The 13,793-nt window shown below is 68.2% G+C and carries 6 protein-coding genes; 3 read left to right on the forward strand and 3 right to left on the reverse strand.

Annotation, left to right across the window (positions count from 1 at the left end):
* The first annotated feature begins 179 nt into the window (after nucleotides 1-179).
* Nucleotides 180-3,098, forward strand: coding sequence for a glycoside hydrolase family 9 protein (locus tag JOF56_RS42825; RefSeq protein ID WP_209645289.1), 2,919 nt, complete (start codon nucleotides 180-182; stop codon nucleotides 3,096-3,098).
* Nucleotides 3,099-3,241: 143 nt separating this feature from the next.
* On the opposite strand, the gene JOF56_RS42830 is transcribed toward JOF56_RS42825, so the two are convergent.
* From JOF56_RS42830 to JOF56_RS42840, 3 genes are all read right to left on the reverse strand, one after another.
* Nucleotides 3,242-4,657, reverse strand: a complete 1,416-nt coding sequence (locus JOF56_RS42830) for a M36 family metallopeptidase (RefSeq protein ID WP_209645290.1) — start codon at nucleotides 4,655-4,657, stop codon at nucleotides 3,242-3,244.
* 319 nt (nucleotides 4,658-4,976) lie between these two features.
* The gene (locus JOF56_RS42835; RefSeq protein ID WP_245378622.1) at nucleotides 4,977-6,368 is read right to left on the reverse strand and encodes an alpha/beta hydrolase; all 1,392 of its coding nucleotides are present in this window, start codon (nucleotides 6,366-6,368) and stop codon (nucleotides 4,977-4,979) included.
* A gap of 14 nt (nucleotides 6,369-6,382) precedes the next feature.
* Nucleotides 6,383-9,529: a S8 family serine peptidase gene (locus JOF56_RS42840; RefSeq protein ID WP_209645291.1), complete on the reverse strand. Its 3,147-nt coding sequence runs from the start codon at nucleotides 9,527-9,529 to the stop codon at nucleotides 6,383-6,385.
* Between the two features lie 203 nt (nucleotides 9,530-9,732).
* Here JOF56_RS42840 and JOF56_RS42845 point away from each other — a divergent pair, with 203 nt between their 5' ends.
* Both JOF56_RS42845 and JOF56_RS42850 read left to right on the forward strand, forming a co-directional pair.
* Nucleotides 9,733-12,426: an nSTAND1 domain-containing NTPase gene (locus JOF56_RS42845; protein ID WP_209645292.1), complete on the forward strand. Its 2,694-nt coding sequence runs from the start codon at nucleotides 9,733-9,735 to the stop codon at nucleotides 12,424-12,426.
* Between the two features lie 70 nt (nucleotides 12,427-12,496).
* Nucleotides 12,497-13,765, forward strand: a complete 1,269-nt coding sequence (locus JOF56_RS42850) for a PucR family transcriptional regulator (protein WP_209645293.1) — start codon at nucleotides 12,497-12,499, stop codon at nucleotides 13,763-13,765.
* Nucleotides 13,766-13,793 lie beyond the last annotated feature (28 nt).

Below are 13,793 nucleotides of genomic sequence, written 5' to 3' on the forward strand. Positions count from 1 at the left end.
ACGTATACGGCGCCGCATCCCGGGGTCTGGGAGCGCTCCCAGGTTCTCGCTCGTCCCTCTTCTCACGGTGACCTCTTGCTATTACGCTGCGATCCTGGGAGCGCTCCCAGAACTCGAGCATCTGACACACCTCCGCGCGTCCCGAACCCTGCAAATCGGAGGCTCACGTGCAAAGTCGCATGTCGAGAGTGGTGACGACCGTCCTCGTCGCCCTGCTCGCGGGTCTGATCGGCCCACTGCCATCGGTCGCGTCGGCGGCGCCGGCATTCAACTACGGGGAGGCGCTGCAGAAGTCCATCTGGTTCTACGACGCCCAACGCTCCGGCAAATTACCCGCGGACAACCGCGTCAGCTGGCGCGGTGACTCGGCGCTGCGCGACGGCAGTGACGTCGGGCGCGATCTCTCCGGCGGCTTCTACGACGCGGGCGACCATGTGAAGTTCGGGCTGCCCTTCGCGTTCAGCATGTCGATGCTCGCCTGGGGCGCGGTGGAGAACCGGGACGCCTACGCGGGTTCCGGCCAGCTCTCGCATCTGATGGCGAACCTAAGGTGGGGCACCGACTGGATCATCAAGGCGCACCCGTCGGCGAACGTGGTCTACGGCCAGGTCGGCGCGGGCGATCCGGACCACGCCTGGTGGGGTTCGGCCGAGGTGATGGCGATGGCCCGCCCATCGTACAAAGTGGACACATCGTGTCCGGGCTCGGATCTCGCGGGCGAGTACGCCGCCGCGATGGCCTCGGCGTCGATGGTGTTCAAGGAGAGCGATCCGGCCTACGCCGGGACGCTGCTCACGCACGCCAAGCAGCTCTTCACCTTCGCCGACACCTACCGCGGCGAGTACTCCGACTGCATCACCGACGCCGCCAAGTTCTACAACTCCTGGAGCGGCTACCAGGACGAGCTGGTGTGGGGCGCAATCTGGCTGTACCGCGCCACAGGCGACGCGGCGTACCTGACCAAGGCCAAAGCGGAGTACCTGAAGCTCTCGACCGAGCCGCAAAGCCCTGAACGGTCCTACAAGTGGACCATCGTGTGGGACGACAAGTCATACGGTGCCTACGTGTTGATGGCCAAGCTGACCGGCGAGCAGACCTACATCAGCGACGCGAACCGCTGGTTGGACTTCTGGACCACGGGGTACAACGGCAACCGGATCCGCTACTCCCCCGGCGGCCAGGCGGTGCTCGACACCTGGGGCTCACTGCGTTACGCGGCCAACACCGCGTTCGCCGCCCTGGTGTACTCCGACTGGCTGTCCACCCGGGACAGTGCCAGAGCCAAGACCTATCACGACTTCGGCGCGCGGCAGGTCAACTACGCGCTCGGTGACAACCCGCGCAACTCCAGCTACCTCATCGGTTTCGGCGCCAACCCGCCGCGCAACCCGCACCACCGCACGGCACACGGGTCCTGGGCCGACAACATCCAGGAGCCGGCCGTCAGCAGGCATATCCTTTACGGAGCCCTCGTCGGCGGTCCCAAGTCCAACGACGACGCCTACACCGACAGCCGCAGCGACTACGTGATGAACGAGGTCGCACTGGACTACAACGCCGGCTTCACCAGTGCGCTTGCCCGGCTGTACAAGGAATACGGCGGCACCCCGCTCGCGAACTTCCCGGTGGCGGAGACCCCGGACAGCACTGAGCTGACCGTGCAGGCGTCGGTGAACCAGAGCAATACCCAGTTCACCGAGATCAAGGCGTTCGTGCTCAACAAGAGTGCTTGGCCCGCACGGATTTTCAACGGAACACTGCGCTACTACTTCACGCTCGACGACGCCACCACACCCAGCCAGCTCGCCATCAACACCAACTACAACCAATGCGGCACGCCAAGCGCACCGACTCAATACAGCGGCTCGGTGTACTACGTGGAGATCCCCTGTACCGGCGTCTCGCCGGCCGGGCAATCGGCCTACCGCAAGGAAGTCCAGTTCCGTATCACCAGCTCCGGTACGTGGAACCCGGCCAACGACTGGTCCTACGCGGGCCTGGGCACCGGCAACACGGTCGTCCAGACCGACGGGATCGTGCTACGCCAGGACGGAAAGGTGGTCTGGGGCAACGAGCCGACCGGCACGATCGATCGTGAGGCACCCAGTGTCCCCACGGCGTTGACGGCTTCGGCGGTGTCCGGCAGCAGTGTCACCTTGAGCTGGGCCGCGTCCACCGACAACGTCGGGGTCACCGGTTACGATGTGTTGCGTGGTGGCACAGTCATCGCTTCGACCACCGGAACCACCTACCAGGCAACAGGTCTGACGCCGAACACATCCTACTCGTTCGCCGTGCGGGCCAAGGACGGGGCGGGCAACGTCTCCGCAGCAAGCAGTGCGATCAACGTCCGCACCGCCGACACCCCCATCGACACCGAGCCACCAACCGCGCCAACCGGTTTGAGGGCATCCTCCATCGGCAGCACCAGCGTGAGCCTGAGCTGGACAGCGTCCACGGACAACGTGGGCGTGAGCGGCTACGAGGTGCTCAACAGCACGACCGTGGTGGGCTCCCCCACTACGACGAGCCTGCAGGTCACCGGCCTGACGCCGGACACCTCCTACACATTCTCGGTGCGCGCCAAGGACTCCTCCGGCAACGTCTCGGCCGCCGTCCCCATCACCGTGCGCACCACACCGGCGACCGCGAGCACCCTTACCGTGCAACACAAGGGAACCGGCTCGGCGTCGTCGAACCAGATCGGGGCCACCCTTCAGGCAACAAACCGCGGCACGACAAGCGTCGGTTTGACCACCGTGACGCTGCGGTACTGGTTCACCGGCGACGCTTCCTCACCCAGCTACCAAGTGTGGTGCGACTGGGCGCAGATGGGGTGCGCCAACATCAGGGCACAGGTCGTCAAACTGGGCACGGCCCGAACCGGTGCCGACGCCTATCTGGAGGTCTCCTTCACCTCAGGCAGCCTCGCGCCCGGCGCGAGTACCGGCGAGATCCAGCTGCGCGTGGCGAAGACCAACTGGTCCACCTTCAACCAGGCCGACGACCACAGCTATCGGACGAGCAACTCGCTCACCGATTTCGACCGCGTCACCGCCTATTCCGGCGGCACCCTCTCCTGGGGTGTCGAGCCCTGACGAGCCTCAAGAAAGCCCGGTAGTACCGAACCGGCCGCCGCCGATCGCGGCGGCCGGTATTCACCTGGGCCTACGCAGGCGTTCCGTAGACAGACAGCTCGGTGCTGCTGATGAAGAAGCAGCCGAGCGTGGGTGCGCTGGGGTCACAGGGCGGCCCGGCATCCTGGCCTTGTGTGGTCAGCATCGTGTACCGGATGTACTCGACGCCTTTGCCGGTGCCCGCGGCCAGTGTCACCGGGGTGGGCGTGATCGATCATGTTGCCGGGGCCGCAGACCGGGCTGAAGTCGGGCCCGGTGAAGCTCGCCACCGAGCCGCCGCCGCTGGCCGCCGCCCAGTCCCGGCGGATCGTCCAGTCCTGGGTCAGCGTGTGCGACGGCACCGACAGCGTCTTCTCTGTCTGGTCGTAGCCGCCACCGCGGGCGACCACCTTCGGGTAGGTGCCCGGCAGGATCCCGGAGATCGTGTAGGTCCCGTCCGCGGCCGTGGTGGCCACCAGGCCGCCGCCGAGGCCGGAAGCGTGACCGCCGAAGGCAACCGTGATGCCGGCGGCCGGTGCGCCGGTGTCCTGGTCCCTGACCGTGCCGGTGAGCGTGCCACGCGGCGAGTTCGCCGCCGGCGGCATGGAGAAGTCCTCGACCGGCGTGCCGTCGTCGCCGTCGGTCGCCGCGGCGAAGTAGCCCATGCCACGGCCGGCGAAGACCTGCAAGATCGTCTTCTGCAGCTTCCCTCCGTTGACCACCAGGTCGGCCTGCAGGATCGAGTTACGCTCGTCCAAAAAGGACGGTGTCTCCGGGGACAGCTCCATGGCCCTGGTGATCAGCGACTCGGCCTTCGCACTGCCGACGGCCTTGCGCAGGTCCCACAGGGTCTGCGCCCAGATCTCGCCGTCGTCGTGCACCTCGGGATAGAGACGACCGAAGTCGCCGTAGGTGTAGCCGCCGGAGCCGGCCGCTGGGGTGCCGGGGCAGGCCGTGGCCGGAGTGCCGACGGTGCAGTCGAGCGGCTGCGAGCGGATCGTGCCGCCGGCGGTCCAGTACTTGCCGACCCGTATTTCCCCGTTGGCTGCCGTGTCCTTCTCCAGGCCATGGTCGACCAGGAAGTCCTCGGCGTACCAGTCGCTCCACCCCTCGCCCATCGCGTCGGCCTGCGCGCCGTTGAGGGTGGAGAAACCGTTCGCGTCCACCACGAGCCGGTTCGACAGGCCGTGGGTGTACTCGTGGTAGACCACGTCCGACGCGTCGCCGGAGTTACCCGCCACGGATCGCGTGCCCGGACTGATGAGGTACATCTGCATACGCGGCGAGGTGCCGTCCGGCGGTGTGCGCATGTTCGCGTTGTCGGTGTACCGGTCGCCGGGCAGGCCGTTGGCCGTGTTCGCGCCGTCGTCCGACTGTCCCTGCACCGCGTCCCCGTCGACCGCCTCGAAGTTGCCGGCGGTGCGGGTGAAGCCGATCGGGCCGGCCAGCAGGTGGTCGTGGAAGGTGCCCAGGAAGTAGAACAACTGCGTCGCGTTCTGGGCCCGGTTGTTCTTCCAGGAGTTCGGCGTTTGGGATCCCACGAGCACTGCACGGCAGCCGAGCAGCGACCGCCGACCGTCTTGGTGAAGTCGGTGAACGGGTACTCGAAGCTGCCCTTCGCGGCCGGACGCACTTCTTCCTCCGGGCCGGCGACGTTGTCGTCGCGGCAGCACCGCCGCGGCAGCCCATTCATGCCGGGTCGTCAGGGAAGTGGGTTGGGCCGAAAGAATTTTCGGGCTCCGCTCCCCAGTGAAACAACCCGGCATTTGATCTAACTGTCCAGTCCGGACGGCAGCAGCGCGGACGTGCCAACACCCGGCTGAAATATTGGCACGTCCTTCACAAAGCGGCTGGTGTGGCCTACTCGACGGCCGGACACGTGGCGCCGCGCCGGGGAGTCCTCAGCGACAGCAGATATTCGTCCACTGTGGACCGAGTACAGGCGCTGCGATGGTAGACGGCGTGGCCGGCACCCTCGTAGGTCAGCAGTGCCGTGTTGGCCGGTGCCTGCTTTTGGATGTTGCGTGCCCAGGCGTATGGAGTGGCGGGGTCGTACAGGGAGTTCAGCAGCAGGACCATGGGGGCTTGGGGGATGTTCAACCGGTGGGGTGGATTCGTCGGCGGGCCGGGGATTCCGGCGCACGCGGTGATTTCCTCGTGTCCGAGCTTGCCGCCGCGCATGATCGGGCCCTGGCGCAGTTCCTCGGCACGGATGGCCGAGTACTGCCGGAAGTCCTTGATTCGTAAGTCGAAGTCCTGGCAGACGGTGGCCAGGCGGATCGAGTCGTAGTTGTACTCGGCCAGTGCCGACGCAGGAGGCTTGCCGGCCGCGGTGTCGGCGATCATCTGCGCCATGTCCTGCCAGTCCGGGCCGTACATGTCACTGAACACCCAGTCCCGCAGCCAGTTGTGGTCCTTCGGCATCTGGTCGGCGATCTGAAGCGCCTTCTGCCATGTCGCCATGACGTCCTGGCCGTGCAGTGCGCACGTGGTGGTGCGGTCGCACCACTGGACGAACTGCCTGAAGACGTCGTCGGCCGCGGCGGCCCGGTCGGCCGTGAAGTGCTGAATGTCCACGCTGTGGTCGATGTTGCTGTCCAGCACCATCGCGCGGATCCGGCTGCCGAACTTCTCGGCGTACTGCTGGCCGAGCAATGTCCCGTAGGAGATCCCGTGGTAGTTGATCTTCTGTTCGCTCAGGGCTCGGCGGACCGCCTCCATGTCCTGGGCCGTGATGCCGGTGTCGGCGTGGTCGAAGATGGGGCTGTTGCGCGCACGGCAGTCCGCGATCAGCTGCTGGTTGTAGCGTCGCAACGCATCGAACTGCGCCGCGTCGGCCGGTTCGTTGCTCGGCGGCTTGGCGGAGTACTCGCACTTGACGATCCGGCTGCCGCCGGTACCCCGCAGGTCGAACCCGACGATGTCGAATCTGGCCCGGATCTCGGGGCTGAAGTAGTTCGGCACGAGCGCGAACTCGGCGTTCGACGAACCGGGACCGCCGGGGTTGACCAGCAGCACGCCAAGGCGGTTCGCCGGGTCGGTGGCCCTGTGCCGGGCCACCGCGAGGTCGATCGATGATCCCCAGGGCCTGTTCCAGTCCAGCGGAACACGCAGAGTGCCGCATTCGCCGTCCGGCACATCGGGACAGGCCCCCCAGACGATCGATGATGGAGACCACACAGGCTCCGCCATCGCGGGGGTTGTGCCGGTCAGCAGGAGCAGGCTTGTCAGGACGGCTCCGAACATTCGCATGGGTCCTCCACTCGTCAATCGAGGCGGTAGGCGCGGACCACGGTTTGCCGTAGTTCGCCGCCGTGGTCGTCGGTCGCCCGCACACGCAGCGAGGCGAACGCGCCTGGACGCTGCGGATTGGGCACTAGCGCGGTCCGGCCTGCCACTGGGACCGTCTTCCACGACGCGCCGTCGTCGAAGGACGCCTCGACCGCGAAGTGGCGCAACGGCCGGTTGGCCGCGCCCACCTGCTGATCGACTACCAGTGGCACAGCCAGGATTCGCCCAGCTGGTGCTGTGCCGGTCTGCGAGAGCCTCGGGGTGAATCGCACCACCGACAGCGGCAGCAGTGTCTCGCCTGCCGTGGTGTCCGACCGGAACGTCCAGCTCAACGCCACGCGGGTGCTGAAGTCCGATATCCCTGGCGCACGGTCGGCGGCCACGTCCAGCGTGTAGGTGGCCATGCCCGGCCGCACCGGGAACTCGGCCCAGCCGGGGGTGGGGCTGTCCCCGATGAGGACGCCGTCGCGAGTCAGCGTGGTTCGCGCGGACGCCGTGGTGGACGTGCCGAAGTGTCCGGCACGATCACCGAACGGCCACAGCAGGGACTGGATCACGTCGCCGTTGCGGAACAGGTATGTGCCTCCGGCGGGCAGTGTGGGCCCGAAGACCGGCTCGTTGAACGACTGGTCGTAAGTGCGGCCCGCCTGGTAGGTCTCGGTGGCGGAGTACTGGGACACGTCGAAGCCCAGGAACAACGCCCAGCTCCAGCCCAGGCCCGGTGTCACGTATGTGGTCAGCGGTGAGGTCGCGGGAATCGGTCCGAGTGGCGAGGCGAGTCCCGATGGCAGGGTCGGCCCAACGACGAAGTCCGACTGGACGCCGGGCGGGATGGGGCCGACGGTGGTGCGGACGCGTGCCAGGTCGGCGACGCGCGGCTTGCGGACGAAACCGGTCGGCACCCGGCCGGGCGACTGCCAGGCAAGCAGGTAATGGCCAGCCGTGCCGCTGAACTGTGCGGCGATGAGAACGTCGTCCTCGGCGCCGGACAACACGGGGCCCGCGTGCGCCATGCGCAGTCCCGCAGGGAAACCATTCGGGTAGTACACCGTCTGCACTGCCTTGACCCCATTGCGCTTCCGTTGTACGTCCAGGCTCTGCGGGCCGGGCGTGGCGGCCGGATCGGGCGGGGTGATGCGCACAGGCTTGGCGGTTCGTGAGTCGAGCACGACTCGTGTGTCGGCGCCGACGTGGAGGTCGGGCCGCATCAGCAGTACCGGCTGGTCGCTGTCGAGACCGAAGTCGGTCATCACCATGTAGTCACCCGCCGGCAGCCGCAGACTGCCTGTGCCGTCGGAATCGGCGACGACACGAATCAGGTCGCCCGACAACGACACCACAGTCGTGGAGTAGTCGTTCGCGGGCGCGCCGGCCGAATCGAGGTGGTCGAACGTCACTCGGTAGGTCTCTGCCTCCAGGTTCATGGCAACAGGTGTACGGACCACACGCCCTCCCCCGGTCGCGACGACAGCACCGGAGTAGATGCCATTTGCTGCCGCTGCGCGCGGGTCTCCTGTCGCCGTCACGTCTGCTTGGCCACCGGCCGGAACGGTTACCCGCGCAGGGACTACCGAGAACACGTTGTGTTGCTTGCCGTCTGGGCCGTTCGTCGACACGGTCAGGTCCAGCGTCACCGGCTCTGTCCCGGAGTTGCGGTACGCCAGGCGTTTCGGCGCGGACACATCGTCGTCGTGCGGCCACTCGACTCCGATTCCGATCGACACCGGGTCCGTGGTGATCGTTGTAGTGAGGGCCGCGGCCACGTCCAGGCGGCCGGCTCCTTGCTCGTACGCCGTAAGTGCGCTGTTCGGGTGGGCCGCCGCGGTCAGCGTGGCCTTGAGTTGTGTGCCCGACCAGTCTGGGTGCTGTTGTTTGAGCAACGCCGCCGCGCCTGCCACATGTGGTGTGGCCATCGACGTGCCGGATAGAGCGACGTGCTTGTCGTCGATTGGGGTACCGGCGTGTCCTTGGGCGGACCGTGCGGCGACGATGTCCACGCCGGGCGCGGTGATGTCCGGTTTGATGCCGCCGTCACCGCTGCGTGGCCCCCGGCTGGAGAACGAGGCGAGAGTGTCGTCCCGCTCCACCGCGCCGACGGTGAGCGCGGCGTCGGTGGTGCCTGGCGACCTCAGGGTGCCGCGTGCTCCGGCGTTGCCGGCCGCGACGACGAACAGCATCCCGTTGTGTGCCGAGAGTTCCTCGATCGCGGCCTCCATCGGGTCGAGGCCTTCGGAGTCCGGGAAGCTGAGGCTCATGTTGACCACCTGCGCGCCTTGTTCGGCGGCCCATCGCATCCCTTCGATGACACGGGAGGCAGGGCAGCGGCCGGTCACGTCGCAGACCTTCACGTCCAGCAGTCGCGCGTCCGGCGCTACGCCGCGGTATTTCGCGTCGTGGCTCGCGATCGTCGCGGCCACGTGCGTGCCATGCCCGAAGCGATCGACTGTGTCGGGCTCGGTGCTGAAGTTCCGCTCGGCCACCTCGCGGCCGGCGAGGTCGGGGTGGGCCCCGTCCACACCCGTGTCCACCACCGCCACGGTCACGCCGGTTCCTGTCAGGCCGGCCGCCCACCCCGTGGGTGCGCCCACCTGGGCCGTGCTGCGGTCCAGCGTCGGACGCAGCACGGCGTCCAGCCACACTTTGCCCGTACCGAGCCGTTGTATGCCTGCCCAGCCACCGTTCTTGGGGACCTCGGCGGCGACTGCGCGCGCCGCAGGCAGCGGTCGCGCCTCCCGCGCCCCTGGGGGCGCGCCACTGCCGGACACGATCACTGGCACGGTGTCGCGCCGCGCGTCGTCGTACCCGGCGTCGATCAACCCGGTCACGTCGAACAACCTCGGGTCAAGCCGTCCGTCGGCCAATGGCCGCACAACGTCATGTGGCATCACGTGCAGCCGTCCGCCGCGCCGGAACACCTGGAGCGACATCTGCTCCCGTCCGGCACCAGGAGTGATGGACTGGAGCCGGTCACCGTCGACGAGCACGCGGTCACCGGTGACCAGCGTGACTCCGTGCCCGGCGGCGGTATGGGGATTCGCCGTGGCGGGTGGTGCGACCACCGCGCCGACCGAGAAGACGAGTGCGAACCACCCGGCAACCCCGCGCAGCCTGTAGCGAGCCATAGGCTCTTCCTCTCCATGAGCAGGGCCCGCGCCCGGCTGGGACGCGGCCTGGAGAATCGATTGCAGGACGAGACATATCGGCCGGCCGGGGTGTTCAGCGTCGTGCCGGCGCACTGAACACCAGGTTCCGAACACCGCCGTCCGACTGGGGTGAGCACGCCGTACGTTCGCTGAAGAACCGGGAGGTATCGAGGGGAGCGAGAGTGCCGAGCACCGAACGGCCGCTGGGCGCCGAGGACACGCCGTTGCTCAAGTTCGCCGGTGACCTGCGGCGGTTACGCCGGCGCGCAGGCACGCCGTCCTACCGTGAACTGGGCCGCCGGGCGCACTATTCGGCAGCCGCGCTGGCCGAGGCCACGGCCGGGCGAAGACTGCCCAGCCTCGCCGTGACGCGGGCCTTTGTGCGCGAATGCGGCGGCGATGTGGCTGAATGGACCGAGCGTTGGCGCGACCTGTCCGCTGTGCCGGAGCGGGTGGACGACGCCCCACCGTATGTGGGGCTTGCCGCGTACCAGGCCGAGGACGCTGAACGGTTCTTCGGCCGTGAGGCCGTTGTGGCGTCGTTGCTGGAACTGGTGCGAGAACGTCCTTTCGTCGGCGTGTTCGGCGCGTCCGGATCGGGCAAGTCGTCATTGCTGCGCGCCGGTCTCGTCGCGTCGTGGGACAGTCCCGCGACCGTGGTCACGCCCGGATCCGACCCGATCACCGCGCTGGCGCTGCGTATCGCGGCACTGCTCGACCGGCCGGTGGCCGATGTGCGATCCGAACTGGCGGCCGGTACTGATGCTCTGCGGACGCTGCTACGTCGCGTCGGAGACGACGTACTGCTTGTCGTCGACCAGTTCGAGGAGGCATTCACCCACTGCACCGCCGCCGACCGCGCGTGGCTGATCGAAGCACTGACCCGCACAGCCTCGACGGCCACACGGGTGGTGGTGTGCGTTCGCGCGGACTTCTACGGCCACTGTGGACAGTACCCGGAGCTGTCCGAGGCGCTGCATCGGGCGCAACTGCTGGTCGGCCCCATGACTGCCGACGAGTTGCGCCGCGCCGTCACCGGGCCCGCCGCCCAGCGAGGCGTGTCGGTGGAGTCAGCGTTGCTCGCACGGCTCGTCGCGGACGTGTCGGGTCAGCCGGGGGCGTTGCCGCTGGTGTCGCATGTGCTGGTCGAAACCTGGCGGCGACGGCGTGGCATGGTCCTGACTCTGGCGGGCTACCAGGACGCGGGCGGCGTGGAGCACGCGCTGGCCCGATCCGCCGACGAGGTCCACGACGCACTGCCGCCAGACCTCCGGTCGGCTGTCAGGCCCCTGTTCCTGCGACTGACCACACCGGGCGACGCCACCGGGGACACCCGGCGGCGTGTCCGGCGCGCCGAGATCGACGCGCCGGCTGGCCTGCTGGACCAGTTGGCCGCCGCCCGCCTGCTCACGATCGACCGCGACGACGTCGAACTGACCCACGAGGCGCTGCTGCACGCCTGGCCGAAACTCGCGGCCTGGCTGGACGAGGACCGCGACGCGCTGCGCGCTCACCGCAGGCTCACCGAAGCCGCGGACACCTGGCGTGCACACGACCGCGACCCGGACGCCCTCTATCGGGGCGCCCGCCTGGAGCAGGCACGGCAACTGCTCGACCGCCTCAATGCCGCGGAACGGGAGTTCGTCGATACCGGTGTGGCGGCCGAACGCACCCGCCACACCGACCGCCGCCGCTCGGTGCGCCGGCTACGACGACTCGCCGCGGGGCTCATCGTGCTCGTTCTCGTCCTGGCAGGCACCGCCACCTACGCCATGACCGCGCAACGCGAAGCGACCCGCGAGCGTAACGAAGCCTTGTCGCTGCGCGCCGCCGCGACCGCGGACCGCCTGCTGCGTGTACGCGCGGGGGACGCGGCCGCCCTCGCGCTGGCCGCCTATCGCGTCGCACCCACCGCCGAGGCCCGCGACGTGGTGCGGCTCGCCGCGGGCGTCCTGGCTGCCGACACATCCGCCCGGTTCGTGCTGCCGCCCGGCAGGCTGACAATGACCTGGGAGGACACCGCCTACCGCGTCTGGACCAGCGAACGCCGACCGGGCGGACTGCTGCCGACCGGCACCTTCCACTACGCGATCAGCGCCGACCAACGGCGAGTGCTGCTCAAGTCGACCCAATTCCACGACTACTCGCTCTGGGACGTCACCGACCCCGGCACCCCACGGCAACTCGCGACGCTCACCGGATGGCCACTGGTGGAAGGCATCGACGCCACCGGCTCCCTGCTCACCACCATCGAGGACGGCAGCCCCGCCGTCTGGCACCTTGGCGACAGCAGTCGCACTCGTCTGCCCGTCCCGGATGTCGAGCGGGCAGTCCCACTGGCAGACGGCACCGGCGTCCTACTGGTGCGGCGCGAAGGCAAGCGGCGCCACGTCGAGTCGTGGTCGCTGACCGGATCACCGCACCGGACAGCTGTGCTCGCCGAACGGGACGAACCGTTGGAACTCACTCCAGGGCCAGGCGATCTGCTCGCGATGGTCGCGCGGGACAGCTCACGGCTGGTCGTCCTGGACCAGGCGCGCCCAGTGCTCGACGTACCGCTGGGACCAGAACAGCGCCTGATCTGGTTCTCCCCGGACGGCCGGACCATAGTCGCCACGGGCGGAGACCAGGCTGCCCTGTGGGAGCTGCCCAGCGGGCGCGAACTGTTGTCGTTGCGGGCCTCCGGAACCCGCTTCGGGCTGGCACGCTACAACCCGGAAACCCGCGAACTCGCAGTCATCGACGGCGGCACAGACCACGTCTGGAACCTCACCGTGGACGTCGAGCGCGCGATCCGGCAGGTATGCGTCCACCCCTCGGACGTCGACTGGGACAAGCACTTTCCGCACGTGCCGCCCCGCCCACTGTGCCCGTGATCCACTGCTTGGCAGCCACCGAGTGCTGCCGCATGGCGGCTGGTATACGGCGGTTTGTGTGCTACTAGTCATGAAGGTCAACAACGCTGAGCACGACGACCGGGAAGGGCGCGCGCAGATGCCGGACTCCGCCCAGGACAATCGCTATCCACCGAGGACAGTGCCGGCGGCGGTCGCGTCCTGGTTGCTCCCGGAGATACCCAGGGTCGCCCAGGAGATGATCGACGCGATCCGGCACGAGGTGCCGGCCTACAACCGCCCGCTCAACGGCGCCTTCGGCGTCGCTCTCCGCCTGGGCGTCGAACAGGGGCTCCGGCAGTTCATGGAGCTCATCACCAACCCAGGCGCCCCACAGGAACACAACGCCAAGATCTACCGGCGCCTGGGACAAGGCGAGTGGCACGAGGGCCGCGGCCTCGACGCGCTGCAGGCCGCCTACCGCGTCGGCGCCCGGGTCGCCTGGCGCCAGTACGGGAGCGTGGCCAGGCGCGCGGGTTTCTCCGCCGAGATCACCAGCATCCTCGCCGAGGCCGTCTTCGCCCATATCAGCGGCATGGCAGCCGAGTCGGTGAAGGGCTATGCGCAAGCACAAGCAGCCGCCGCGACCACTCTGCAGCGCAGCCGCGAACGCCTCTTCACCCAGCTGATGTCCACCACTCCGGTGTCCAGGACAACACTGGAAGACCTTGCCCGGCAGGCGAGATGGCCGTTGCCCAGTACAGCTGCCTGCGTCGCGATCGAGGCCGGCAACGGGGCCTCGATCGAGCTGACGACACTTCCGCAGGCCATCCTCGCGTCGACCGACGATACCGGGCAGTACCTGCTGATACCCGATTCGGAGATCCACGAGCTGGAACCGGTGCTACACCGTGTTCTGGGTGACAAGATCGCCGTCATCGGCCTCACAGTCCCGCTGTCGGACGTCCGGCACTCGCTGCTGTGGGCACGCCAGACACTCCAGTTGGCCCAGCGCGGCGCGATTCCCCGCAAATCGCTGATCCACAGCACCAACCATCTCTGCGACCTGCTGCTGCTCAACGACGAACACCTCGCGCGGCAGGTCAGCGACCGGACCATCGGGGTCTTCCAGGACATGACCCCCGGCCAGCGCGACCGGCTCGCGTCCACCCTGCTGGCCTGGCTGACCTCGACCGGGCGCAGCGCCCCCGAAGTCGCGACACTGCTGAGCATCCACCCACAGACCGTGCGCTACCGCATGCACCAGCTGTCCAAACTGTTCGGCGAACGATTGAGCAATCCGGACTTCCGATTCGAGGCCGAGGCCGCCTTGCGGGCCAGCGCCCTGCTCAAGAGAGCGCAGAACGCAGGACAGGGCTAGTACCGTCCTCATAGGACACACGTGGGCG

The sequence above is a fragment of the Kibdelosporangium banguiense genome (assembly GCF_017876405.1).
Taxonomy (GTDB): domain Bacteria; phylum Actinomycetota; class Actinomycetes; order Mycobacteriales; family Pseudonocardiaceae; genus Kibdelosporangium; species Kibdelosporangium banguiense.